Source organism: Bradyrhizobium sp. Ken64 (genome assembly GCF_055807555.1).
Map to the genome: position 1 here is coordinate 322,530 of NZ_JBVVPA010000005.1, position 22,948 is coordinate 345,477.

The 22,948-nt window shown below is 63.6% G+C and carries 26 protein-coding genes; 19 read left to right on the plus strand and 7 right to left on the minus strand.

What is annotated here, in order from left to right; translation table 11 throughout:
• Positions 1 to 82 precede the first annotated feature (82 nt).
• Entirely contained in the window at positions 83 to 3,406 is a 3,324-nt protein-coding gene (locus tag AC0L2F_RS11895) for a DEAD/DEAH box helicase (protein ID WP_473248481.1), read from the plus strand.
• Between the two features lie 276 nt (positions 3,407 to 3,682).
• Complete coding sequence (locus tag AC0L2F_RS11900; RefSeq protein ID WP_473248482.1) at positions 3,683 to 4,903, plus strand: MFS transporter; 1,221 nt, start codon at positions 3,683 to 3,685, stop codon at positions 4,901 to 4,903.
• A 22-nt stretch (positions 4,904 to 4,925) separates the two neighbouring features.
• Here the strand turns inward: AC0L2F_RS11900 and AC0L2F_RS11905 are convergent, their stop codons facing one another.
• From AC0L2F_RS11905 to AC0L2F_RS11915, 3 genes are all read right to left on the minus strand, one after another.
• Positions 4,926 to 5,312 (minus strand): ester cyclase, encoded by a 387-nt coding sequence (locus tag AC0L2F_RS11905; RefSeq protein WP_473248483.1) that lies wholly within the window; start codon positions 5,310 to 5,312, stop codon positions 4,926 to 4,928.
• A gap of 57 nt (positions 5,313 to 5,369) precedes the next feature.
• Complete coding sequence (locus AC0L2F_RS11910) at positions 5,370 to 6,242, minus strand: bifunctional helix-turn-helix transcriptional regulator/GNAT family N-acetyltransferase (RefSeq protein ID WP_063992743.1); 873 nt, start codon at positions 6,240 to 6,242, stop codon at positions 5,370 to 5,372.
• Between the two features lie 74 nt (positions 6,243 to 6,316).
• Entirely contained in the window at positions 6,317 to 6,670 is a 354-nt protein-coding gene (locus AC0L2F_RS11915) for an MmcQ/YjbR family DNA-binding protein (RefSeq protein WP_063992742.1), read from the minus strand.
• A gap of 171 nt (positions 6,671 to 6,841) precedes the next feature.
• Between AC0L2F_RS11915 and AC0L2F_RS11920 the strand changes: the two genes are divergently transcribed.
• The 10 genes from AC0L2F_RS11920 (at position 6,842) to AC0L2F_RS11965 (ending at position 13,968) form a co-directional block, all read left to right on the plus strand.
• Positions 6,842 to 8,506, plus strand: coding sequence for an acetolactate synthase large subunit (locus AC0L2F_RS11920; protein ID WP_473248484.1), 1,665 nt, complete (start codon positions 6,842 to 6,844; stop codon positions 8,504 to 8,506).
• Between the two features lie 226 nt (positions 8,507 to 8,732).
• Positions 8,733 to 9,080 carry a Lin0512 family protein gene (locus AC0L2F_RS11925; protein ID WP_007609201.1) on the plus strand — a complete coding sequence of 116 codons (348 nt, stop codon included), beginning with the start codon at positions 8,733 to 8,735 and terminating at the stop codon, positions 9,078 to 9,080.
• Positions 9,046 to 9,777: a GNAT family N-acetyltransferase gene (locus AC0L2F_RS11930; RefSeq protein ID WP_156526705.1), complete on the plus strand. Its 732-nt coding sequence runs from the start codon at positions 9,046 to 9,048 to the stop codon at positions 9,775 to 9,777. The genes AC0L2F_RS11925 and AC0L2F_RS11930 overlap by 35 nt, the downstream gene beginning before the upstream one ends.
• Positions 9,778 to 9,851: 74 nt before the next feature.
• A complete protein-coding gene (locus AC0L2F_RS11935) occupies positions 9,852 to 11,036 on the plus strand; it encodes a serine hydrolase domain-containing protein (RefSeq protein ID WP_473248485.1) in 1,185 nt (394 codons plus the stop codon).
• Positions 11,037 to 11,134: 98 nt separating this feature from the next.
• Positions 11,135 to 11,344, plus strand: a complete 210-nt coding sequence (locus tag AC0L2F_RS11940; protein ID WP_473248486.1) for a YgaP family membrane protein — start codon at positions 11,135 to 11,137, stop codon at positions 11,342 to 11,344.
• On the plus strand, positions 11,341 to 11,862 hold the full coding sequence (locus AC0L2F_RS11945; protein WP_473248487.1) for an RNA polymerase sigma factor: 522 nt from the start codon (positions 11,341 to 11,343) through the stop codon (positions 11,860 to 11,862). Before AC0L2F_RS11940 ends, AC0L2F_RS11945 begins: the two co-directional genes overlap by 4 nt.
• A 51-nt stretch (positions 11,863 to 11,913) precedes the next feature.
• Positions 11,914 to 12,213: a carboxymuconolactone decarboxylase family protein gene (locus AC0L2F_RS11950; protein ID WP_473248488.1), complete on the plus strand. Its 300-nt coding sequence runs from the start codon at positions 11,914 to 11,916 to the stop codon at positions 12,211 to 12,213.
• 34 nt (positions 12,214 to 12,247) lie between these two features.
• Positions 12,248 to 12,913, plus strand: coding sequence for a DUF429 domain-containing protein (locus AC0L2F_RS11955; RefSeq protein ID WP_473248489.1), 666 nt, complete (start codon positions 12,248 to 12,250; stop codon positions 12,911 to 12,913).
• A gap of 113 nt (positions 12,914 to 13,026) precedes the next feature.
• Entirely contained in the window at positions 13,027 to 13,170 is a 144-nt protein-coding gene (locus tag AC0L2F_RS11960; RefSeq protein WP_007609210.1) for a hypothetical protein, read from the plus strand.
• Between the two features lie 93 nt (positions 13,171 to 13,263).
• On the plus strand, positions 13,264 to 13,968 hold the full coding sequence (locus AC0L2F_RS11965; RefSeq protein WP_473248524.1) for a glutathione S-transferase family protein: 705 nt from the start codon (positions 13,264 to 13,266) through the stop codon (positions 13,966 to 13,968).
• Between the two features lie 2 nt (positions 13,969 to 13,970).
• Here AC0L2F_RS11965 and AC0L2F_RS11970 read toward each other — a convergent pair whose 3' ends face one another.
• The 3 genes from AC0L2F_RS11970 to AC0L2F_RS11980 all read right to left on the minus strand — a co-directional run bounded on the left by AC0L2F_RS11970 (position 13,971) and on the right by AC0L2F_RS11980 (position 15,971).
• Positions 13,971 to 14,753, minus strand: coding sequence for a sulfite exporter TauE/SafE family protein (locus AC0L2F_RS11970; RefSeq protein WP_473248490.1), 783 nt, complete (start codon positions 14,751 to 14,753; stop codon positions 13,971 to 13,973).
• Positions 14,754 to 14,756: 3 nt separating this feature from the next.
• Positions 14,757 to 15,389: a TetR/AcrR family transcriptional regulator gene (locus AC0L2F_RS11975; protein ID WP_473248491.1), complete on the minus strand. Its 633-nt coding sequence runs from the start codon at positions 15,387 to 15,389 to the stop codon at positions 14,757 to 14,759.
• Between the two features lie 210 nt (positions 15,390 to 15,599).
• Positions 15,600 to 15,971 carry a tRNA-binding protein gene (locus tag AC0L2F_RS11980; RefSeq protein WP_063992733.1) on the minus strand — a complete coding sequence of 124 codons (372 nt, stop codon included), beginning with the start codon at positions 15,969 to 15,971 and terminating at the stop codon, positions 15,600 to 15,602.
• Positions 15,972 to 16,076: 105 nt separating this feature from the next.
• On the opposite strand from AC0L2F_RS11980, the gene AC0L2F_RS11985 reads away from it, so the two are divergent.
• The gene (locus AC0L2F_RS11985; RefSeq protein WP_063992732.1) at positions 16,077 to 16,451 is read left to right on the plus strand and encodes an ArsC family reductase; all 375 of its coding nucleotides are present in this window, start codon (positions 16,077 to 16,079) and stop codon (positions 16,449 to 16,451) included.
• A gap of 3 nt (positions 16,452 to 16,454) precedes the next feature.
• Here the strand turns inward: AC0L2F_RS11985 and AC0L2F_RS11990 are convergent, their stop codons facing one another.
• A complete protein-coding gene (locus AC0L2F_RS11990; RefSeq protein ID WP_007609231.1) occupies positions 16,455 to 17,138 on the minus strand; it encodes a hypothetical protein in 684 nt (227 codons plus the stop codon).
• Between the two features lie 335 nt (positions 17,139 to 17,473).
• On the opposite strand from AC0L2F_RS11990, the gene AC0L2F_RS11995 reads away from it, so the two are divergent.
• From AC0L2F_RS11995 to AC0L2F_RS12020, 6 genes are all read left to right on the plus strand, one after another.
• Entirely contained in the window at positions 17,474 to 18,229 is a 756-nt protein-coding gene (locus tag AC0L2F_RS11995; RefSeq protein WP_018459153.1) for an ABC transporter ATP-binding protein, read from the plus strand.
• Positions 18,222 to 18,968: an ABC transporter ATP-binding protein gene (locus AC0L2F_RS12000; protein ID WP_473248492.1), complete on the plus strand. Its 747-nt coding sequence runs from the start codon at positions 18,222 to 18,224 to the stop codon at positions 18,966 to 18,968. The genes AC0L2F_RS11995 and AC0L2F_RS12000 overlap by 8 nt, the downstream gene beginning before the upstream one ends.
• Positions 18,969 to 19,001: 33 nt before the next feature.
• Entirely contained in the window at positions 19,002 to 20,225 is a 1,224-nt protein-coding gene (locus AC0L2F_RS12005; RefSeq protein WP_473248494.1) for an ABC transporter substrate-binding protein, read from the plus strand.
• Positions 20,226 to 20,297: 72 nt separating this feature from the next.
• Positions 20,298 to 21,161 carry a branched-chain amino acid ABC transporter permease gene (locus tag AC0L2F_RS12010; RefSeq protein WP_007609236.1) on the plus strand — a complete coding sequence of 288 codons (864 nt, stop codon included), beginning with the start codon at positions 20,298 to 20,300 and terminating at the stop codon, positions 21,159 to 21,161.
• A 1-nt stretch (position 21,162) separates the two neighbouring features.
• The gene (locus AC0L2F_RS12015) at positions 21,163 to 22,131 is read left to right on the plus strand and encodes a branched-chain amino acid ABC transporter permease (protein ID WP_007609238.1); all 969 of its coding nucleotides are present in this window, start codon (positions 21,163 to 21,165) and stop codon (positions 22,129 to 22,131) included.
• Between the two features lie 158 nt (positions 22,132 to 22,289).
• Positions 22,290 to 22,934: a DUF47 domain-containing protein gene (locus tag AC0L2F_RS12020; protein ID WP_007609240.1), complete on the plus strand. Its 645-nt coding sequence runs from the start codon at positions 22,290 to 22,292 to the stop codon at positions 22,932 to 22,934.
• Positions 22,935 to 22,948: the final 14 nt, after the last annotated feature.

The window sequence follows — 22,948 nt, forward strand, 5'->3', positions numbered from 1 at the left end:
CGAAGCGGATTTCGCGACTACAACTCTCCGGCCCAAATGGTTATGCTACAAGCCGGAAAGCTGGGTCGCGGAATCGCTGCAAGTGCTCTCGGACGTCCTCAAGCAAAAAGAAATCTATACTTATTTCAGCCGCTCGGCGATGGAGAAGGCACACGCCTATCAGGCGCATGGCCGGGTCTCTGCGCTGGACGTCAGCGACGACCTGACCCACGTCGGTTCCCAGGTGCGAGGCAGCGAGTCCAGAAATTATCGCGTCGACATCGAATTAACGTTCGACCGCGGCAGGCTCGTCGGCATCGATGGCGATTGCAGTTGTCCGATGGCCCTCAACTGCAAGCATGTCGCGGCGACCCTGCTTGAAGCGCTGAGCGACACCGAGCCGTCGAAACTGGCTACTGTGCCGACCCCGCAGGCAGCCAAGCCCGTCAACGCGCAAGCGACTTCGGCTCCGCCGGTCCTCGGCGTCGAAGTGAACAGCTGGATCGACAATGTGGGCCGGGCGGTAAGGAGCAGCGATTATGCCGCGGACGAGAGCCCGCGATTGCTGTATTGCCTGGAGGCCTCGGATGACCCGGTGCCTCTGGCCGCGGTGTCCCTGCGATCGGTCCAACTCCGCAAGGGCGGAATTTACGCCCAGAACTACAGCAGTCCCAGTCCGTACGAATTCAAGCCGGACCGGGCGCCAAAATATTTCCGTGACGTCGACATCGATATCGTGACGGAGATATCGCGCCGGTTGCGCAACTACTACACTCAGGGGCCGTATTCGGAAGAGCTGTTGCGCCGAATTGTCGCGACCGGACGCGCGTTCTGGCTTGACCACAAGGGCGCGCCGCTGAGCTGGGGCGAAGCGCGGGAAGGCCGGATTGAATGGCAGCCAGGGCGCGGCAAGGGTGTTGCACCGACCCTCGTCGTATCGGGAGCGGTCGCGTTGAACGCCGAACCGCCGGTCTATGTCGATGAAGCCAGCGGGGTCATCGGGCCCGTCCAACTCGGCCTGCCGCCTCGGCTCGCCTGCCAGTTCCTCGCTGCGCCCTCCATTCCCCGCGCCCAACTCGAAGAAGTGTCGCGCCGTCTGAGCCAGAGGCTGCCCGAGCTTCATCACGGCCTGCTGCCGGTGCCGCCGGCCGCCGCAGTGCTCATCGACGAGGATCCGCGTCCCGTGCTGAGGCTGAAGCTGGGTCATGTCGGTGCAAGCTATTATTACTATCGCAACAAGAACGAAGCCTCAGGTCCTGCCGGCGTGGCCAGCCTGGGCTTCCGCTACGGTGGGTTCGACATCGATCCGAGCCAGCGGGCAAGCCGGCTGGAACTGTTCCAGGGCGGGCAGGTCTATGCGATCGCCCGCCGTCAGCCGAAGGAGAGGCAAGCGCGCAAGCGCCTCGCCGACGCGGGGCTCATCGAGGCAAGGTCGGTGCTTCCGATGCTCGATTACCGCCATGCCATGGACCTGACGCTGCGCGACCAGCACGGCTGGCTCGACTTTCTCGCGCTGCATGGGGAGCAATTGCGGTCCGAGGGGTTCGAGATCCTGGTCGACGACGATTTTCCGTTCCGGCTGGCGGAGTCGTCGGGCGATTTTGACGCTGAGTTCGAGTCCAGTGGCATCGACTGGTTCGAGCTGTCACTCGGCATCGAGATCGAAGGCGAGCGGCGCGATCTCGCGCCGCTGCTGGCGGCGCTGGTTTCCGCACCCGGCTTCAGCCCCGAATCGTTGACGGCACTCGCGGACAAGGGCGAGCGTTTCCTTCTGCCTCTGGCCGACGGCCGGCACGTCGCGCTGGCTGCGGATCGCTTCCTGCCGCTCGTGCTGGCGTTGCATGGCCTGCATATGAGCGGCGCTTTCGAGGACGCCTCCAGGAGGATCAGACTGTCGCGCGCGGACGTCGTTCCGCTGCTCGGCGTCGAGAACGAGCGCTTCGCCTTTCGGGGAGCCGACAGTCTTCGCCACCTCGGAGGCCTGCTCCAGGCGCGAGGGTTGACCCCGCCCGAACTGCCGCCGACCTTTCGCGCCACGCTTCGGCCCTATCAGGCTCAGGGTGTGGCATGGCTCGATCTGCTCCGCGAGAGCGGGTTGGGCGGAATCCTCGCCGACGACATGGGGCTCGGCAAGACCGTCCAGATCCTGGCCTTGATCGCGCTCGAGAAAGCGCGCGGTCACCTCGCCAATCCCGTGCTGGTCGTCGCGCCGACCAGCCTGATGACGAACTGGTCCGCCGAAGCGCAGAAGTTCGCGCCGGAGCTGAAGGTTCTCGTTCTGCACGGGGCAGATCGCAAGCACAGATTTCCTGCCATCGCAGAGCACGATCTGGTTCTGACCACTTATCCGCTGATTGCGCGGGATCGCGAAATTCTGCTGGCGCGGGAGTGGCATATCGCGGTGCTGGACGAGGCGCAGACGGTCAAGAATCCGGATGCCGCGACCACGCGATTTCTGCGCGAGACCAAGGCGCAGCATCGCTTCTGTCTCACGGGCACGCCGATGGAAAATCATCTCGGCGAACTCTGGTCGATCATGAGCTTCGTCAACCCCGGCTTTCTCGGCGACAAGGCGGCCTTTTCGCGCCAGTGGCGCACGCCGATCGAAAAGCGCGCCGACAAGGCGCGGACTGCGGCGTTGGCGCAGCGGGTCAAGCCGTTTTTGCTGCGCCGTACCAAGACGGAGGTCGCTACGGACTTGCCCGCCAAGAGCGAAATCGTTGAGACCATCGCGCTGGAAGGGCCGCAGCGCGATCTCTACGATTCGATACGGCTCACGATGTCGCGCAAGGTGCGCGAGGCCATCGCAAAACGCGGCCTCGCCAAGAGTCACATCGTGGTGCTCGAAGCCCTGCTTCGCATGCGGCAGGCCTGTTGCGATCCGGCCTTGCTGAAACTGAACGACGGCGTCGAACGGCCGTCGGCCAAGCTCGATCGCTTGATCGACATGGTGGGGGAGCTGCTCAGCGAGGGGCGCAAGATCATCATTTTCTCGCAATTCACGTCCATGCTCGATCTGATCCGGCAGCGCGTCGAGACGGCAGGCCTGCGCTACAGCATTCTCACCGGTCAAACCAGGGACCGAAAGACCGCGATCGAATCCTTTCAGGACGGCGCTGCCGAGATATTCCTGGTCAGCCTGAAGGCAGGCGGCGTCGGCCTCAATCTGACCGCCGCCGACACCGTCGTCATTTTCGATCCATGGTGGAATCCCGCTGTCGAGGAACAGGCGATCGATCGGGCCTATCGGATCGGACAAGACAAGGCCGTCTTCGTTTACAGGCTGGTGGCCGCCGGGACGATCGAGGAAAAGATGGACGAGCTCAAAGCCAGAAAGCGCGCGCTCGCCGACGGCTTGTTCGATCGCGATGGCGGGATCGCCTCGGGCCTCACTGAGGGTGATGTGAACGCGCTGTTCGACGCATAGCCATGCGTAGCTGGCAGGCGCCTTCAGCGGGATGCGATCGCGTTTTCGGGATGATGACATTGTGCAGGTGTTTTGCCCGACGAGTCAAATCGCGTTCTGACATTGTCGGCCGTTGGTAAGTCCTTGAATAAGCTGACCCCCGCTACTGTGCATGGGGTTGTTTTCGCGTTTTTTGTTTCGGGGGCGGAAAAATCTTGCGGTCTCGTCCATTGCCAATGTCGGCCGCCGGAGTTCCCATTCGTCTTCCACCCAGACAGACCTGACGGGAGACCAAAAATGAACTCTTCCTCCTATCGCTGGGTGATCGTCGCCGCGGGCGGCTTGCTCGGCTGCGTCGCCATCGGCGGTATGTTTTCGCTGCCGGTGTTCCTGCAGCCGATCGCAAAGGATACCGGCTGGTCCGTGACCGGCATCTCCAGCGCGATGACGATCGGCTTTCTGGCGATGGCCTGCACCAGCATGGTCTGGGGCACGCTGACGGACCGGTTCGGGCCGCGGCTGGTGGTGCTGACGGGATCGACGGTGCTGACCGTGAGCCTGTTCGCGGCGAGCCACGCCACCTCGCTGCTGGCGTTTCAGTTCGTCTTCGGCCTTCTGGTCGGGGCGTCCTGTGCCGCGATCTTCGCGCCGATGATGGCGACCGTGACCGGCTGGTTCGACACCCATCGCAGCCTCGCGGTCTCGCTGGTGTCGGCCGGCATGGGCATGGCGCCGATGACGATGGCGCCGCTCGCGGCCTGGCTCGTCTCCGGCCATGACTGGCGCACCTCGATGCAGATTGTGGCGCTGGTGGTCGGCGCCATCATGATCCCGGTCTCATTCCTGGTGCGCCGCCCGCCGGCGCTCGCGCACGCCGTCGCCGCGCCTGCGGGCGAGGGCGCCGTGCAAGGTGAGATGTCGATGGGAGAGGCGCTGCGCTCGCCGCAATTCCTGATCCTGCTCGCGACCAATTTCTTCTGCTGCGCCACCCATTCCGGTCCGATCATTCACACCGTCTCCTATGCCGTGAGCTGCGGCATCCCGCTGGTCGCGGCGGTGACGATCTACAGCATCGAGGGTTTTGCCGGCCTTGGCGGACGCATCGCCTTCGGCCTGATGGGTGACCGCTTCGGCGCCAAGCGCGTGCTCGTCTCGGGCCTGCTGTTGCAGGCGTTCGGCGCGCTCGCCTATGTCTTCGCGCACCAGCTTGCGACGTTCTACGCCGTCGGGGCCGTCTTCGGCTTCATCTATGCCGGCACCATGCCGCTCTACGCGGTGCTGATCCGCGAAAATTTCCCGCTCAAGATGATGGGCACGGTGATCGGCGGCACCGCCATGGCCGGCAGCCTCGGCATGGCCACGGGCCCGCTCGCCGGCGGCCTGATCTACGATGCGTTCTCGAGCTACGCCTGGCTCTATATCGCCTCCTGGGCGATGGGCCTCGGCGCCTTCCTGATGGCGATGAATTTCAAGCCGTTCCCGAAGCCGCGAGCGGAGTTGGCGCCGGCAGCGGCGTAAGCAGGTTCGTCGAGGCGCAACGCTAGAGCTGCGCCTCGATCGCGGGCTTGTCGATGATGGACCATACTTGCCATATTTTTCCGTCGCGAAATTGATAGAACACGTTTTCGCAGAAGGACACGCGCCTGCCGTTCACATCCAGGCCCAGAAACTTTCCAGCCGGCGTGCAATCAAACTTCAGCCGGGCGGCGATGTGGGGCGGATCGCAGACCAGCAGTTCGATTTCGAAATGCAGATCCGGAATTGACCGAAAATCCTGCTCCAGCATGGCACGATAGCCGGACAGTCCGAACGGTCGCGCATTGTGCACGACGTCATCGTGGACGAACTGTCCGAGCGCGGGCCAATCCTGCCGGTTCAGGCAGGCGATGTAGTTGCGGTAGACGTCGGCGAGATCGGATCTGATCATGGCGTTGCTCCTGCGGCTCCCGCCATAACGCGGCAACAGGGCAATCGGCGCCTGCGCTCACAGACGTTTTTCGAAGAACAGGTCCGGGTAGGGATCGTCATTGAAGCGGGGGATCTCGGTCCAGCCGCTTCGTCGGTAAAGCTGGCCGGCCTCCGCCAGGGCGCTGTTGGTGTCGAGCCGCAGCAGCTTGACGCCGAGCCCGCGCGCGGCATCCTCGGTCGCGTCCATCAGGCGCCGGCCGAGCCGCAATCCGCGCGCCGCCGGTGCGACCCACAGCCGCTTGATCTCGGCATAGCCGTGATCCGTGCCCTTCAGCCCGACGCAGCCGACCGGCAGCGTGTCCGAGATCGCGACGATGAACGTGCCGCGCGGGCGGCGCATATCCTTGGCGTCGGGATCGCGCGACAGCGAGACGTCAAAGCCCTGCTTGAAGCGGCGGCCGAGCTCGCCATAATATTCGCCGAGGCAATAACGGGCCTGTTCGCTCCGCGGATCCATCTCGTCCAGTGTGACGCGTTCGCGCGTCAATGCGGAGGCAATCAAATCCATCGCCGCCAGCAGCGCCTCGCGTTGCGAGTGCTGGGCGAGGAAGCCCCCGGCCTGCGTGTTCGACAGCGCCTCGTAGGCCGCGAACTCGCGCCGGCCCGCACGCGTCAATGTCGCCACGCGGCGGCGCGCATCGTCCTCATGCGCATTGGTCTCGACCAGCCCTTCGTCCTCGAGGCTGCGGAGCAGGCGACTCATCAGGCCGGAATCGAGGCCGAGATAGTCGCGAATCTCGGCCACGTCCGAACGTCCGTGCCCGATTGCGTTGAGCACGCGCGCCGCCCCCAGCGGCCGCCCGCGTCCGAGGAATGACGTGTCGAGTGCGCCGACCGCGGACGTGACGGCACGATTGAAGCGGCGGACGCGGGAAACCGGGTCGAGCATGATGTATCTGACTTTAGTCAGGCATATCATCGAAGTCAATCAGCGCAGGCTTTCGCTTCAGCAGCGACTGCGCTTCAGTCCAGGCCCAGCGCCTTGCGGGACTTCCGCGTGAGTTTCGCCACGATCAGCGCGTGCGCCTGCGCCAGATAGCTCGTGAGCTCAGCGTCTGACAGTGCGTTGTTGCCGACGAGCTGCACCCATTTGGCGCGCGCCAGATAGGGCGCCGGCCGCGCAAGGCCGTGCTCGATCAGCATGGCGTAGGCCATGTTCGAGACCTTGAACATGTAGCCGCCGGAGCGCGCGGCAAAGCCGCCGCCGAGCGCGAACATCTTGCCGCCGACCTTGAACACGGAGGTGCCCTCCCACTGCACCACCTTGGTGACGGCCGGCAGGCGCAGGCAGCGGGTCTCGAAGGTTTTGGGAGTCATCGCCCGAGCAATAGCACAGCGCACGCGGCAAGGACACGGAGGGGACAAGCGTTGTCGCCACGGGGATGATGCAGTTGCGCGCCTCTTTGTGAGTTGTGCCCGCGCCGCGGACCGTTACCATGCGCCGGCTGCCGTGGAACACGGGAGCCGACATTGTGACCGGGAGGCGACATGAGTGGGCAGGAACGCAAAGTAAAAGGATCCGACCTGTTCGTCGCCGCGCTGGAGAACGAAGGTGTAGACCGCATCTTCGGTGTGCCCGGCGAGGAGAACCTCGATCTGGTGGAATCGCTGCGCACCTCCAAAATCGAACTGATCCTGACCCGCCACGAGCAGGCCGCCGCCTTCATGGCCGCGACGCACGGGCGGCTGACCGGCAAGCCCGGAGTATGTCTTTCGACGCTCGGCCCGGGTGCGCTCAATCTGTCGACGGGCGCGGCGTATGCGCATCTTGGCGCGATGCCGATGATCTTGATCACCGGCCAGAAGCCGATCATGAGCAGCCGGCAGGCGCGTTTCCAGATCGTCGATGTGGTCGCCACCATGAAGCCGCTGACGAAACTGTCGCGGCAGATCATCAGCGCCTCCAGCATCCCGACGGTGGTCCGCGACGCGTTTCGCGTGGCGATGGAAGAGCGGCCGGGGCCGGTGCATCTCGAACTGCCCGAGGACATCGCGGGCGATGAAGTGCCTGATGTCCCGGTGATCCCGGTTCATCCGATCGAGATCCCGGTCGCCCATCGCGCCGCGCTCGACCGCGCCGCCGAGATGATCTTGGCCGCGAAGCATCCGCTGGTGATGATGGGCGCTGCGACCAGCCGGCCGCGCGCGACCCACGGCATCGCCAGCTTCGTGCGGCGGACCGGCATTCCCTTCTTCACCACGCAGATGGGAAAGGGCACGGTTCCCGGCGGCACCAATCTCTACATGGGCACCGCCGCGCTGTCCGAGCGCGACTACGTTCATGACGCGATCGACGCCGCCGACCTGATCGTTGCGATCGGTCACGACCCGATCGAGAAGCCGCCCTTCATCATGGGACCGTCGGGCCCGAAGGTGATTCACGTCAGCTACACGCCGGCCAGCGTCGAGCTGGTCTATTTTCCCGATGCGGAGGTCGTTGGCGACGTCGGCCCCAGCCTGGAACTGCTCGCCGACCGGCTCGAAGGCAAGCTGCCGCAAGCCGCCGCGCTGCTGCAACTGCGCGAAAAGATTCTCTCGCAGATCGCCGACCGCGCCACCGAAGCGCGCTGGCCGCCGACGCCGCAACGCATCGTGCACGATATCCGGCAGGTCATTCCTGAGAACGGCATCGTCGCGCTCGACAACGGCATGTACAAGATCTGGTTCGCGCGCAACTACCGCACCCGCGTCGCCAACACGCTGCTGCTCGACAATGCGCTGGCGACGATGGGCGCCGGGCTGCCGTCGGCGATGATGGCCGCGATGCTCTATCCGGAGCGCCGCGTGCTCGCGGTTGCCGGCGACGGCGGCTTCATGATGAACAGCCAGGAGATGGAGACCGCCGTCCGGCTCAAGCTCAATCTGGTCGTTCTGGTGCTCGAGGACAACGCCTACGGCATGATCCGCTGGAAGCAGGCCGTCGATCACTTCGCCGATTTCGGCATGACCTTTGGCAATCCCGATTTCGTCCTGTACGCGAAGGCTTATGGAGCGAGGGGACATCGGATCGAGAGCATCGACAGTTTTGCCCCGACCCTGGATGCCGCCTTCAAGGAGGGCGGGGTGCATCTGGTCGTGATCCCGATCGATTATTCGGAGAATGTGCGGGTGCTCGTGGAGGAGCTGCGGGCGAGGGAGAAAGCAAAAGCGTGAGAACTGCGATCTCGTGCCCCGGACGCAGCGCAGCGCCCCTTCGGCGGTGCGCTGCAGAGCCGGGGCCCATGCATCAGCGGACTCTGCGCCTCCTGGGTCCCGGCTCTGCGCAGCAACGCCAAAGCGTTGCAGCGCGTCCGGGACACGAGAGGAACGACTTCACTTGTCTCGTGCCGTCCGATCGCCCACACTCCCCAAGCATCCAACCAATCACAGGAATAAGAACATGACCCGCGTTCGCTGTATCACCGAGATGGGCATGGGCGTCGACGTTCATGGCAGGGACGCCACCAAGGCGGCGAAGCGTGCCGTGTCTGATGCCATCAGGCATTCGAGCCTCGGCTTCTTCCGGATGATCGACAAGACCGCGAACGACATGTTCGTGGACGTCACAATTGCGGTGCCGAATCCCGAAGCCGTCGACAAGGAAGCCGTCGCCAAGGAGCTGCCTTACGGTACTGTCACCGTCAACGCGGTGAAGGGCGGGCTGGAGATCCCCTCGGCCGCGGAACAGGGCAACGACCCCATCCTCATCGCCAATGCCGCCGTCATCGTCAGCTTCGACAAGGACTAGGCCGGTGTCCAACGGTGACGCAACGCTGCTGGATCGCCCGATCTGGAGCGCGCTGACGACCAGCCACAAACATCTGGCCGAAGGTGGCCCGCGAGCGCTGCGTTATCCGGTCGACGTGACGCCCTTTGCCGACATGGTCGACATGTCCGAGACGAGCTTTGCCGCGCTCCGTGATCTCCTGTCGGGCTCGCAGGTCGCCGCGCTGTTCACTCCGGAGGCCGTCGACGTTCCCGCAGGTTTCAAGGTTGTGCTGGCCGGACCCTGCGAGCAGATGATCGGCTCTCCGGCCGACAGTCCGCTTCGCGATGCCGAGATCGTCCGGCTGGGTGCAGCCGACGTTCCCGCCATGATGGCGCTGACGGAGTTGACGAAGCCCGGTCCATTCGCGCGGCGCACGCACGAACTCGGGACGTTCCTCGGCATCCGCGCGGGCGGCGAATTGGTCGCGATGGCCGGCGAGCGCATGAAGCCGGGCAACTTCGTCGAGATGACGGCCGTCTGCGTCCACCCCGACCATCGCGGCCGGGGCTACGCGCAGGCGCTGCTCGCGGCGGTCGCGCGCCAGATCGAGGCGCGCGGCGAAATTCCGTTCCTGCACGTGTTCTCGAGCAACTCATCGGCCATCGCGCTGTACCAGCGGCAGGGGATGTGGATTCGGCGCAGCCTGCACGTCACTGCGTTCATGAAGCAGGAATGAGCCGCGCCGTCCGGTCAGGCTTCTCATCCGGCGAATTCACGCTATATCGATCCCACCATCATTGGGGGAAGCACATGGACGCCAGAACACCTGATTTTTCCGCCACGCGGACGGCAATGCAGCGTTACGTCGATCAGGAGATCATTCCGGGGGCATCCTGGGCGGTGCTGCGCGGCCGCGAGGTCGTCGATCAGCAATGCGTTGGTTTTGCCGATCGCGAGGCGAGCACCGCGCTGAGGCCCGATCACATTTTTCGCGCGTTCTCCAACACCAAGATCTTCGTCACCTGCGCGATCATGCTGCTGGTCGAGGAAGGCCGCATCGGGCTCGATGACGTCGTCGAGAAATTCCTGCCGCAACTCGGCAATCGCAAGGTTCTGAAGCCGGGCGCTTTGAGCCTTGCCGACGTCGAACCGGCGAAGAGCCCGATCACGATCCGGCAGCTTCTGACTCATACCTCCGGCCTCTGCTACGGCGTCTTTGATCCCGGTACGGTGTTGTTCAAAGCCTATAACGAGGCACGGGTTCTCAATCCGTTGACGCCGCTGACCGGCATGATCGACCAGCTCGCCGATCTGCCGCTGTCCTTTCATCCCGGCGCGTCCTGGGAATATTCGGTCGCGACCGACGTGCTCGGGCGTGTCGTGGAGGTCGTCTCCGGCAAGTCGCTCGACGCCGTCCTCAAGGCGCGCATCTTCGAGCCGCTCGGCATGACCGACACCGGCTTCCACGTGCCGGACGCGCAGCAGGGCAGGCTGGTGGCACTCTACAACGGCGCGGATGTGCTCGACCCCATGAAGCCCGGCCTCACCCGGGCCGACGACCTGCCTTATCCGCAGGCCTATCGGCGGCAGTTCCCGCGGCTGTCGGGCGGCGGTGGACTGGTCTCGAGCTTGCCCGACATGCTCGCTTTGATACGGGCGCTGCTCCCGGGCTCGGATGCTCTGCTGAAGCCGGAGACGTTGCGGCAGATGATGACGAACCAGTTGCCCGCCGGCGAGAACATCCGATTCGCCAATCTCGGCCCGATCCCCGGCAAGGGCTTTGGCCTCGGCGGCGCCGTCACCTTCGCGCCGATGCCGTTCGATCCCCCGAATTCGACCGGCGAATTCCAGTGGGGCGGCCTTGCCGGCACCCATTGGTGGATCTGCCCGCAGGCGAATACCGCCGGTGTGCTGATGACGCAGCGCTACATGGGCTTCTGGAATCCTTTCTTCTTCGAATTCAAGCGTCTGGCCTATCAGGCTCTCGGAGGCTGATCGCGAAAAAAATTGCAGGTCGCCGCGAATCCTTTCCGGCTGTCGCGCCCTCTCTTGAGGGTCGAGGCATTTTGCTTCGGCTCGTCTCGGAGGATGTGATGGCATTTTACAGGAAGAACATCGTCGGCCTGCATCAGGTCGTGCGGATCGCCTTGGGCGTGGCAGTAGCCGTCGCGGCATTCGTGTACCTCACCGGCGCCGCGGCGTGGCTGGTTGCGCTCGGCGGTGCCGGTTTCGCGCTGACCGGCCTCGTCGGTTATTGTCCGATGTGCGCGATGGCCGGCATCGGAAGGGGAGGCGCGTCGTGAGCGCTACTGTGATCTCGCCGGACCTGTTCGAGGCCGCGCGCCTCGGCGATCCCCAGGCGATCGCGTCTCTGCTCGAGACGGCGCAGCCGAACATCCGTCGCTATGCCGGCGCCACCTGTCGCAGCTCGACGGATGCCGAGGATGCGGCGCAGGAGGCGCTGTGGATCCTGTTTCGCCATGTCGGCACGATCCGCTCGTGGCTGGCGTTTTCGGCCTGGCTGTTCAGCGTGGTCCGCCGCGAATGCCTGCGGCTCGCCCGCAAGGCAGGCCTCGTGCCGGCGATCGACGGCGGAGAGGCGGAGGCGCTGCTGCTGTCGCGTGCTGAAGCCGATTTGCGGCTCGACGTCGCGGCGGCCTTCGAGGCACTGCCGCCGCACTACCGCGATGTCGCTCTGATGCGCGACGTCAAGGAAATGACCATCGACGAAATCGCCGACGCACTCGGCGCGACCCGGCAGGCCGTAAAGGCACGTCTGCATCGCGCCCGCGCCCTGCTGCGCGAATATCTGACGAGATGAGCCATGACCTGTTAACAAAGCCCTGACGATCTGAAATCCATCCCGGCCTTCGTGGCGCTCGCGCCGGTCGAGGCCAACGCGTTCCTTGCGTTCAACCACGCGGTCGAGCGCAAGGACGGATTGATCCCGCCAAAATATCGCGAGCTGATCTCGCTCGCGGTCGCGCTCACCACGCAATGCGCCTATTGCCTCGATGTGCACACGGCGCAGGCGGCGAAGGCCGGTGTAACGCGCGAAGAAATCGCGGAAGCCGCGCTGATTGCGGCGGCGGTTCGCGCCGGCGGCACGCTCGGCCACGCGTTGTTGGCGCAGCGCCTGTTCGAGCGGCATCGGGGCGAGGAGCTGGGATAGAGGAGCGGGCGGATGCCCGTCAGGGATCAGGAACTTGCCAAGCTATCTCGGCCTCGATGGATTCCGCTTCGGCTGGGTCGCCGCCTGGATCGACGATCGCGGTGATCACGGCTTCGATTATTCGCCGGGTCTCGCGCGGCTGCTCGCGCTGCCGCATGCCCGGGCGATGATCGACATGCCGATCGGATTGAAATGGAGCGGATATCGCGTCTGCGATTTGCGCGCACGCGAGCTGGTCGGTCCTGCCGTGTTTCTCGGCGCGCGCCGCGGCCTCTGGAGCTTTGCCGACATGGCCGCAGCCAACCGTCACTACTGGGAGCGCGAGGGCAAGGGCAGGGGCGTGTCGGCGCAGCTCTGGAACATCAGGGACAAGATCGGGGACGTCGACGCGATCATGACGCCGACGCGGCAGGCGACCATCGGTGAAGCGCATCCGGAATTGATTTTCTGGAATCTGGCTGGGCGGGTCCGGCTTGCAAAGAAGACATCGGCGGAGGGCCGCGAGCAGCGTATCACGCTCCTGGAGCAGCGCGGCTTCGCGCGCTTGCCGAAATGGCTGACGCAGCGACACGGCACCGGAATCGGCCGCGACGATCTCATCGACGCCTGTGCCTGCGCGGTCGCGGCACGCGACAGCACGCAGCGGTTCGGCGGGGAGGAGACCGACCCGCGGGGCTTGCGGATGGAGATCAATTATTGAGGCTGCCGGCGTGCGAGCATCGGGAAAAAGCTGCAATTTATTTGAAGCTTGCAGGAACAGACGACGGCCGGCCCGCGTTCCCCGTGCGAACCTAACACGGAGAAGCTCGTCCGATGAGGGATGCCAGTCAGTTCGCGACCGCGATGCTTGCGCTCGTCTTCACCGGAGCACTGCTCGTCACCGGCCAGCTCTTCATCGAGCAACGCGCACAGCGCGATGTGATGCACGCAACCAACCATTTGCTGCGGCCGTTGTGACCTGTACGGGAAAATGATCTGACCACTCGACCTTGCGTCGTTCGTTCGCTTGCCTAAACTAGGCGGCATCTCATGAACGAAGCCGGGGTCCTGATGTCCGATCTGTCCGCCTTTCCCGTCACCAAGCGCTGGCCGGCCAAGCACCCGGAGCTGCTCCAGCTCTATTCGCTGCCGACGCCGAACGGCGTCAAGGTCTCGATCATGCTGGAAGAGATCGGGCTTCCCTACGAAGTCCATCTCGTCGATTTCGGCAAGGACGACCAGAAGACACCGGAGTTCCTCTCGCTTAATCCGAACGGCAAGATCCCGGCGATCCTCGATCCCAACGGTCCCGGCGGCAGGCCGCTGCCGCTGTTCGAATCCGGAGCGATCCTGCAATACCTCGCGGAGAAGACCGGCAAGCTGCTGCCGCAGGATGCCGCGCGCCGTTATCAGACCATTCAGTGGCTGCATTTCCAGATGGGCGGCATCGGGCCGATGTTCGGGCAGGTCGGCTTTTTCCACAAATTCGCCGGCAAGGATTTCGAGGACAAGCGGCCGCTCGAGCGCTACGTGGGCGAGGCCAGGCGGCTGCTCGGGGTGATGGAGATGCATCTTGCCGGCCGGCAATGGTTCATGGACGACGATTACACCATCGCCGACGTCTCCATGCTCGGCTGGGTGCGCAACCTCATCGGTTTCTACGGCGCCGGCGATCTCGTCGCGTTCAGCCAGTTCAATTCCGTCGCCGCCTGGCTCGAACGCGGGCTGGCGCGTCCGGCGGTCGAGCGTGGGCTGAACATTCCGAAGCGCCCGTAAGATCAGGTGAGCGCCTTGTGGGTCATGTAGAGCGCCATCAGCAAGATGAGGGCGATCATGACCCGGCGCAGCACCGATTTGCTGACGCCATTGGCCGCGCGTGCACCGAGATCGGTGCCGACCCAAAGACCGGCAAGGATGCCGATGATGGCCGGCCAGCCGACCATGAGTCCCTTGCTCCAATAGATCCACGCGGCCGGAATATTGGTCGGGATGACCGAGAAGACGAGGCTGACGAGCTGCGCCTGGTGCTGCGGCACCCGCAGGCCCGCCGCGAGCCCCACGGTGATCGCAAGCCCGCCGCCGATGCCCATGAAGCCGGAGGAAAATCCGGCAAGCATGCCGATCAGGAGCAGCGGCAGCCACGGCAGCTTGTCCCGGTCGCCAGTCTCGTTGCTTTTCTCCTCGCGGTCGCGGCGCAGGATCAGGAGAGCGATCAGCGCGACGAGATAGACGACGTAGGTCCATTGCAACACCGAGTCGGAGACTGCGGCCGCAGCGTAGCCGCCGCCGGCGCCGCCGAAGAGAAAGCCCATGCCGATCCAGACGATCCAGAGCAAGGGGCTGCGATTACCGCTCTGCCGATATCGGCGAACGCCCGCGAGTCCGGTCGGCGGCACCTGCGTGATCAGCGACGTCCCCTGGGCGACGTGTTGCTCGGTGCCGAGCAGCAGCACGCTGAAGATCACGAGACCGCCTCCGGGACTCGTGCCCATGAAGCCCGATGTCAGCCCACCGATGAGGCCGACCCCAATGCCTGCGAGCAGGTCATGGATCCACGACATCGCTCAGCTCCTGCTCCGTCGCTTGACGTCGGCCTTCGTGGTGCGAAATCCATCGATCACGCTGGTCACGGCCGCCATGCAGGTCTCGATGTCAAAATCCTGGCCCCAGCATTTTTGCAGCACAAAGCCCTGGAAGATCGCGATCAATACGCGCGCGATCGCTTCCGCACCGAGATCGCGCTTGATGAGGCCGTCATGCTGGCCGCGCTCGACCAGCGCGACGATCAGGGCGCGCGGCATGTCGACGCCTTCCACGACGCTGGTCCGGACGCGGCGATTGCGCAGGGCTTCGGCCCAGCCATGGATGCCGACACGGCGGCGTGCTTCGCCGGTGGGGTCGGTGAGCCATTGCGCATAGACGCCGACCAGCGCGTGAAGTCCTTCGATCGGATTGCCCGATCCTTGCGCGACCGAGTTGAGCACGGCCTCGCGCCGGTGCCGGTCGTCGGCGAGTGCCTCGATCAGATCGTCCTTGCTCTGGAAGTAGAGATAGACCGCACCGTGGCTCAGCCCCGACCGTTTGACGATGTCGGCCATCCCGGTCTGGTGAAAACCGTCCTCGGCGAAGCAGGCGAGGGCGGCTTCGAGAATCTGCTGCCGCCGGCTTTCACGTTGCTTGTCGCTGATCTTTGGCATCTGGCGTCCATAAATAACTGACAGATCGATCGGTTACTTGTTCTGTAGGAGACATGGCTCTACAGCACTTAACAAGATAAAAAACGATCAGTCAGTCATTTTTATTATCAAAGAGTAACCCGGTCAAGCCCGACGACCCGGGGCCGGGAAACAGGAGGTTCTTTAAAGGGGGGCCGCCGGCGGCCAGGGACCGCTCTCGATCGCGCGGTGCTAGAACAGCCGTCCGCCGTTCGGCACGGGCTTGCTCGGCTGCACCAGGACGACCTTGCCGTCGACATCGGGGAAACCGAGGGTCAGCACCTCCGAGACAACAGGGCCGATCTGGCGCGGCGGGAAATTCACGACCGCAGCAACCTGTTGGCCCACCAGCGTTTCAAGCGGATGATTTTCGGTGATCTGCGCCGAGCTCTTGCGCACGCCGATCGCGGGACCGAAGTCGATCCACAGCCGCCAGGCCGGCTTGCGCGCCTGCGGGAACGGCTTTGCATCGACGATGGTGCCGACGCGGATATCGACCGCGAGAAAAGTGTCGAAGTCGATGGTCGGCGACGCAGTCGCGCCTGGATCGTGGGTGACGTGCATGGAGTGTCCGTTCGAAGAGATGGCGTCGTTCGCAATATTGTCGCGCGAACCGGAGTTGCGTACAACGCTTTGGGATCACGATACGACGCATGCGCGAGGAACGTTTTGCCCAACATCATCTACGGCATCAAGAACTGCGACACCATGAAGAAGGCGCGCGCCTGGCTCGACAGCCATGGCGTCGCCTACGCGTTTCACGACTACAAGACGGCGGGCGTGGAGAAGGACAAGCTCAAGCAGTGGAGCGACAAGGTCGGTTGGGAGACGCTGCTCAACCGCGCCGGGACGACTTTCAAGAAGCTGCCCGATGCCGACAAGGAAGGCCTCTCCGAGAAAAAGGCGCTGGCGTTGATGCTAGCGCAACCATCGATGATCAAGCGACCGGTGCTTGAAGTCGGCGGCAAGCTGCTGGTCGGCTTCAAGCCGGATATCTATGCCAAGGAAGTCACGACCAAGGACGCCGGCGCCAAATCGCGCTGAGCGCTAGTTCAGCTCGATGATCTCGGTGGGAACACCGGAGCCCTGCTGGTCCACGAACTCGACCAGCTCGGCCGGCGCGATGCGGCCGGGGGTGCGATGGAACAGGTCGCGGTCGATCACCTTGCGCAATCTCGGGCGCGGCAGCGCGTCATTTCCGCGCATCAGATTCTTGATCTCGAAGCCGCCGTCCTCGCAGAAGGTCTTGAGCGATGCGATGATGTGACAGACCTTGCCGTCGGTCTGGAAGGGCAGCAGCAGGCGCTCATAGGCGACGACACGGCCGTAGATGTCGTCGACGTCGGCAATGCTGTAGACCGGCAGCCCGCGCGCCACGCATTCATGATAGACCGGCATCACCAGGGGCACGAGACGCGGCCCGATATAGTCGTCGAGCAGAACGCCCTTGCCGGTGTGTCCATAGGCGCGCGAGATGCGCGTACCTTCGCTCTGGATGGTCAGACGCGGTGTCGGCGTTGACATGTCCACCGTATAATAGATCAGATCGGAGAGCTCTTCCTCGAGCCGCGCAGGCTGGTACTCCCAGATCGCCGGGGCCGTCTGCTCGCGCGCATAGAGCCGCAGCCACGTGTTCAGGAGATCACGCTGCCTGATCGACTTGACCACGGAAGGAGCGGCGCTTGCAAAATCCAAGACAATATTCCCGGCGAATAGAAATTCCGGACGCATGAAACCCGCGCATGATCCTCGCCGCGGGAAAATTTTCTATGAAGGCTGGCGCATGGAACGAAAGACCGTTAACGACGGCTTGATGACCGGCGCTTTGCGAACCGGGAAGCCGGGCAGGCGCGACATCAAAACACGTCCGACTAAGGGAGCATAAGTCTCCCGGCCGGAGGCCTGACCTGCTCAGCTTTCCGCCTTGCCTAACCCCCGTCACCTCCGGCATATTCCGCGCCCGGAGGCGGCGTTCCGGATAGGCTCCAGGGAGTGGCTCCAAGGCCTCCGGAAAGCCGAAGCAACAAGGATAGCCACGCGCGTTGTGCGGGCAGGGGGAAAACTGTTTGGCCGATGAGTTCATTCTCGAAACGGAAGGCTTGACCAAGGAGTTCGCGGGCTTCTTCGCCGTCCGCGACGTTGCGCTCAAGGTTCGCCGTGGGAGCATTCACGCGTTGATCGGCCCGAACGGCGCCGGCAAGACGACGTGCTTCAATCTTTTGACCAAGTTCCTCAAACCGTCTGCCGGAAAAATCCTGTACAAGGGGCAGGACATCACCGCGATGGCGCCCGCCGACGTGGCCCGCCTGGGACTGGTTCGCTCGTTCCAGATCTCGGCGGTATTCCCCCATCTCACAGCGCTGGAAAACGTCCGCGTCGCGCTTCAGCGCCAGCACGGCAGCTCCTTCGATTTCTGGCGCTCCAAATCCGTGCTCAACCAGTTCAACGATCGCGCGCGCGAGCTGTTGAACGATGTTGGCCTCAGCGAGTTTTCCAATACGCCCGCGGTCGAGATGCCCTACGGGCGCAAGCGCGCACTGGAGATCGCAACCACGCTCGCGCTCGACCCGGAGATGATGCTGCTGGACGAGCCGATGGCCGGCATGGGCCACGAGGACATCGACAAGATCGCGGCGCTGATCAAGCGCATCTCCGCGAAATACACCATCCTGATGGTCGAGCATAATCTGAGCGTCGTGGCCAATCTCTCCGACATCATCACCGTGTTGACGCGCGGGCAGGTGCTGGCGCAAGGCCATTACAGCGAGCTCACCAAGGACGAACGCGTCAAGGAAGCCTATCTGGGAGCCGGTCATGGCTGAGACTGCAACGGCGGAAGCTCCCGCAAAGGCCGCGAGCGGCGGCAACCTCCTCCAGGTCCGCAACCTGGAAGCCTGGTACGGCGAGTCCCACATCCTGCACGGGATCAGCTTCGACGTGAACGCGGGCGAGGTCGTCACCCTGCTCGGGCGCAACGGCGCCGGCAAGACCACCACGCTGAAGTCGATCATGGGCATCATCGGCAAGCGCACCGGCTCGGTGAAGTTCAACAACCAGGACATCATCCGCACGACCTCGGACAAGATCGCGCGGATGGGAATCGCGTTCTGCCCGGAAGAGCGGGGAATTTTCGCCAGCCTCGATGTCCGGGAGAACCTGCTGCTGCCGCCGGTGGTGCGGCCGGGCGGATTGCCGCTCGAGCAGATATTCGATCTGTTTCCGAACCTGAAGGAACGGCTCAACAGCCAGGGAACCAAGCTCTCCGGTGGCGAGCAGCAGATGCTCGCGATCGCGCGCATCCTGCGCACCGGCGCGAACTTCCTGATGCTGGACGAGCCGACCGAGGGTCTCGCGCCCGTCATCATCCAGCAGATCGGCCACACCATTGCGCGGCTCAAGAAGGAGGGTTTTACGATTCTCCTGGTCGAGCAGAACTTCCGGTTCGCATCCACCGTCGCCGACCGCTATTACGTGGTCGAGCACGGCAAGATCATTGACGGATTTTCCAATGCGGAGCTTGCCGCCAATATGGACAAGCTCCACACGTATCTCGGCGTCTAGAACGGCCAATAAAAAGATTCATAAGGAAGTAGCATGATGACAAAGTCGATTGCGTCGTTTCTGCTCGGCACGGCGCTGGCCGTGACCGCCACCGGTGCAGCTTTCGCGCAGGACAAGACCGTCAAGATCGGCGCGCTGTCCGATCAGTCCGGGCTCTATGCCGACCTCGGTGGACCGGGCTCGACGCTCGCCGCGCAGATGGCCATTGAAGATTCCGGCCTGGCCGCGAAGGGCTGGAAGATCGACATCATCTCGGGTGATCACCAGAACAAGCCCGACATCGGCACCGCGATCGCGCGGCAATGGTTCGACGTCGACAAGGTTGACGTCATCGTCGACGTACCGAATTCCGGCGTGGCGCTCGCGGTCAACAACGTCGTCAAGGAAAAGAACGGCGTCTATATCAACTCGGGTGCTGCGACTTCGGACCTCACCAACGCGCAGTGCTCGCCCAACACGGTGCACTGGACCTACGACACCTACATGCTGGCCCACACCACCGGCCAGGCTCTGGTGAAGGCCGGTGGCGACACCTGGTTCTTCCTGACCGCCGACTACGCCTTCGGCGCGGCGCTGGAGCGCGACACCACCGCGGTCATCACCGCCAACGGCGGCAAGGTGGTCGGCGGCGTCAAGCACCCGCTGAACACGCCGGATTTCTCGTCCTTCCTGCTGCAGGCGCAGGCTTCCAAGGCCAAGATCATCGGCCTTGCCAATGCCGGCGGCGACACCACCAACACGATCAAGCAGGCGGCCGAGTTCGGCATCGTCAAGGGCGGCCAGAAGCTCGCGGCGCTGCTGCTGTTCCTCACCGACGTCAAGGCGATCGGGCTCGAGACCGCTCAGGGCCTCAACTTCACCGAGACCTTCTACTGGGACATGAACGACCAGACCCGGGCGTTCTCGAAGCGCTTCGCCGAGAAGATGAAGAACAACGCGCCGCCCACCATGGTGCAGGCCGGCGTCTATGCGGGCGTGCGTCACTATTTCAAGGCACTGGAAGCGCTCGGCGGCAACCCGCATGACGGCGCCAAGGTGGTCGAGAAGATGAAGTCGATGCCGACGGAAGACGATCTGTTCGGCAAGGGCGAGATCCAGCCCAACGGCCGCACCATCCACAATGCCTATCTGTTCGAGGTGAAGAAGCCCTCCGAGTCCAAGGGGCCGTGGGACTTCTACAAGCTGGTCGGCACGGTGCCGGGCGACCAGGCCTTCACGCCGCTGTCCGAGAGCAAGTGCGCGCTGTTGAAGAAGTAAGATAACCGCCCGCAGGCCATCAGGCTTGCGGGCGACTTTCAGGGAACGCCGAAGGAACCGGGTGCGGGATCGATGCAGGCTCTTTACGCTCAGCTACTGGTGGGACTGATCAACGGCTCGTTCTACGCGCTGCTCAGTCTCGGGCTTGCCGTGATCTTCGGCATGCTCAACATCATCAATTTCGCCCACGGTGCGCTCTACATGATGGGCGCGTTCGTCGCCTACTTCCTGCTGAACATCGGCGGCATCAACTACTGGTGGGCGTTGCTGCTTGCCCCGATCATCGTCGGCATCTTCGGCATGATCCTCGAACGGACCATGCTGCAATGGCTGACGGGGCTCGATCATCTTTACGGCCTGCTCCTGACCTTCGGCATTGCGCTGATCGTGCAGGGCGTGTTCCAGAACTATTTCGGCTCCTCTGGCATGCCTTACGCCATTCCGGACCAGCTCAAGGGCGGCATGAATCTCGGCTTCATGTTCCTGCCCATCTATCGCGGCTGGGTCGTCATCTTCTCGCTGGTAGTCTGCATCGCGACCTGGTTCCTGATCGAGAAGACGCGGCTCGGCGCCTATTTGCGTGCCGCCACTGAAAACCCGACGCTGGTGCGCGCCTTCGGCGTCAACGTGCCGCGCATGATCACGCTGACCTATGGTTTGGGTGTCGGCCTGGCCGCGCTTGCTGGCGTGCTGTCGGCGCCGATCAACCAGGTGCGGCCGCTGATGGGCGCCGACCTGATCATCGTGGTGTTCGCGGTGGTCGTGATCGGCGGCATGGGATCGATCATGGGCTCCATCATCACCGGCTTTGCGCTCGGTGTGATCGAGGGCATGACCAAATATTTCTACCCCGAGGCCTCCAACACCGTCGTGTTCGTGCTGATGGTGCTGGTCCTCTTGGTGAAGCCAACGGGATTGACGGGAAGGGCGGCCTGATATGACAGCCTTGACGGACGACACGCTGCCGGTAACCCCGCGCTCGATCCGCGATGAGATGATCGTGTTCGTGGTGATGGCGCTGCTGCTGGCTTCGGTGCCATTCACGGGAGTCTACCCGTTCTTCGTGATGCAGGCGCTGTGCTTCGCGCTGCTCGCCTGCGCCTTCAATCTCCTGATCGGCTACGGCGGTCTGCTGTCCTTCGGCCATGCGATGTTCTTAGGCACGGCCGGCTATTGCAGCGCGCATGCGCTGAAGGTCTGGGCGCTGCCGCCCGAACTCGGCATCCTCGTCGGCGTCGCCGGTGCCTTCGTGCTCTCGCTCATCACGGGCTATATCTCGATCCGCCGCCAAGGCATCTATTTCTCGATGATCACGCTGGCGCTGTCGCAGCTTTTGTACTTCATCTACCTCCAGGCGCCGTTCACCCATGGTGAAGACGGCATCCAGGGCATCCCGCAGGGACGCATGTTCGGCGTCTTCGATCTGACCAAGCCGACCGTGCTCTACTATGTGGTGCTGGTCGGCTTCCTCGCCGGCTTCCTGCTGATCTTCCGCATCATCAACTCACCGTTCGGCGAAGTCCTCAAGGCGATCCGCGAGAACGAGCCGCGCGCGATCTCGCTGGGTTACCGCACCGATCAGTACAAATTCCTGGCGTTCGTCCTGTCGGGCACGCTGGCCGGCTTTGCCGGTGCGCTGAAAGTCTTCGTGGCGCAGAATGCCTCGCTCACCGACGTGCACTGGTCGATGTCGGGCGAAGTCGTGCTGATGACGCTGGTCGGCGGACTCGGAACCGTGTTCGGTCCCGTGGTCGGCGCCTTCGTGATCATCGCCATGCAGCAATATCTGGCGGGGTTCGGCCAGTGGGTGACCGTGATCCAGGGCTCGATCTTCGTGATCTGCGTGCTCACCTTCCGCCGTGGCGTCATCGGCGAAATCGCGCATTACTTCCGGCGGTCACTGTAAGTCGTTGATATATTGGAAGATGTACTGACGGGCGAAAGCGGTGGATGATCCGGCTCCACGGGCGTGAGGTGGCACGCGCGTGGATCGAAAATGGTCTATGACAGTTTTATGACGGCCCGCTCGGGCCAGGCCATTATCCAACCGGTAGTCTCTCCCCCATGATGCGATTGTTTCGCGCTTTCTTGCCCAAGGAAGAACGGTTCTTCGACCTGTTCGACCGCCACGCCCAGACCGTGATCCAGGGCTCGATCGCGCTCCAGAGCATGCTCAACGGGGGCGAGGAGACGCCGGTCTATTGCCAGCGCGTCAACCAGTTCGAGAACGATGCGGACAATATCACCCGTGAGGTGCTGACCGCGGTGCGCCGCACCTTCATCACCCCGTTCGACCGCGGCGACATCAAGAACCTGATCACCTCGATGGACGACGCCATCGACCAGATGCAGCAGACCGCCAAGGCCGTGATGCTGTTCGAGGTCCGCAGCTTCGAGCCGCCGATGCGGGAGATCGGCGGGCTCCTGATCGAATGCGCCAATCTGGTCGGCCGTGCGCTGCCGTTGATGCAGAAGATCGGTCAGAACGTGGCCATGCTGACCGCGATCACGGAAGAGCTGGGCAAGCTGGAAGGCCGCGTCGACGATCTCCATGATATCGGGCTGAAGGAACTGTTCCTCAAGCATCGCGACGGCAACGCGATGGATTTCATCGTCGGCGCAGAGATCTACGACCATCTCGAGAAAGTCGCCGACCGCTTCGACGACGTCGCGAACGAGATCAACAGCATCGTTATCGAGCAAGTTTAGGGCAGGGGCCACGC

What these genes read in the sequence shown, in the direction of transcription:
- AC0L2F_RS11900 (WP_473248482.1), top strand. Translation starts at nt 3,683, where the DNA reads ATGAACTCTTCCTCCTATCGCTGGGTGATCGTCGCCGCGGGCGGCTTG.
- AC0L2F_RS11905 (WP_473248483.1), bottom strand. Translation starts at nt 5,312, where the DNA reads ATGATCAGATCCGATCTCGCCGACGTCTACCGCAACTACATCGCCTGC.
- AC0L2F_RS11910 (WP_063992743.1), bottom strand. Translation starts at nt 6,242, where the DNA reads ATGCTCGACCCGGTTTCCCGCGTCCGCCGCTTCAATCGTGCCGTCACG.
- AC0L2F_RS11915 (WP_063992742.1), bottom strand. Translation starts at nt 6,670, where the DNA reads ATGACTCCCAAAACCTTCGAGACCCGCTGCCTGCGCCTGCCGGCCGTC.
- AC0L2F_RS11920 (WP_473248484.1), top strand. Translation starts at nt 6,842, where the DNA reads ATGAGTGGGCAGGAACGCAAAGTAAAAGGATCCGACCTGTTCGTCGCC.
- AC0L2F_RS11925 (WP_007609201.1), top strand. Translation starts at nt 8,733, where the DNA reads ATGACCCGCGTTCGCTGTATCACCGAGATGGGCATGGGCGTCGACGTT.
- AC0L2F_RS11930 (WP_156526705.1), top strand. Translation starts at nt 9,046, where the DNA reads ATGCCGCCGTCATCGTCAGCTTCGACAAGGACTAGGCCGGTGTCCAAC.
- AC0L2F_RS11935 (WP_473248485.1), top strand. Translation starts at nt 9,852, where the DNA reads ATGGACGCCAGAACACCTGATTTTTCCGCCACGCGGACGGCAATGCAG.
- AC0L2F_RS11940 (WP_473248486.1), top strand. Translation starts at nt 11,135, where the DNA reads ATGGCATTTTACAGGAAGAACATCGTCGGCCTGCATCAGGTCGTGCGG.
- AC0L2F_RS11960 (WP_007609210.1), top strand. Translation starts at nt 13,027, where the DNA reads ATGAGGGATGCCAGTCAGTTCGCGACCGCGATGCTTGCGCTCGTCTTC.
- AC0L2F_RS11965 (WP_473248524.1), top strand. Translation starts at nt 13,264, where the DNA reads ATGTCCGATCTGTCCGCCTTTCCCGTCACCAAGCGCTGGCCGGCCAAG.
- AC0L2F_RS11970 (WP_473248490.1), bottom strand. Translation starts at nt 14,753, where the DNA reads ATGTCGTGGATCCATGACCTGCTCGCAGGCATTGGGGTCGGCCTCATC.
- AC0L2F_RS11975 (WP_473248491.1), bottom strand. Translation starts at nt 15,389, where the DNA reads ATGCCAAAGATCAGCGACAAGCAACGTGAAAGCCGGCGGCAGCAGATT.
- AC0L2F_RS11980 (WP_063992733.1), bottom strand. Translation starts at nt 15,971, where the DNA reads ATGCACGTCACCCACGATCCAGGCGCGACTGCGTCGCCGACCATCGAC.
- AC0L2F_RS11990 (WP_007609231.1), bottom strand. Translation starts at nt 17,138, where the DNA reads ATGCGTCCGGAATTTCTATTCGCCGGGAATATTGTCTTGGATTTTGCA.
- AC0L2F_RS12000 (WP_473248492.1), top strand. Translation starts at nt 18,222, where the DNA reads ATGGCTGAGACTGCAACGGCGGAAGCTCCCGCAAAGGCCGCGAGCGGC.
- AC0L2F_RS12005 (WP_473248494.1), top strand. Translation starts at nt 19,002, where the DNA reads ATGATGACAAAGTCGATTGCGTCGTTTCTGCTCGGCACGGCGCTGGCC.
- AC0L2F_RS12010 (WP_007609236.1), top strand. Translation starts at nt 20,298, where the DNA reads ATGCAGGCTCTTTACGCTCAGCTACTGGTGGGACTGATCAACGGCTCG.
- AC0L2F_RS12015 (WP_007609238.1), top strand. Translation starts at nt 21,163, where the DNA reads ATGACAGCCTTGACGGACGACACGCTGCCGGTAACCCCGCGCTCGATC.
- AC0L2F_RS12020 (WP_007609240.1), top strand. Translation starts at nt 22,290, where the DNA reads ATGATGCGATTGTTTCGCGCTTTCTTGCCCAAGGAAGAACGGTTCTTC.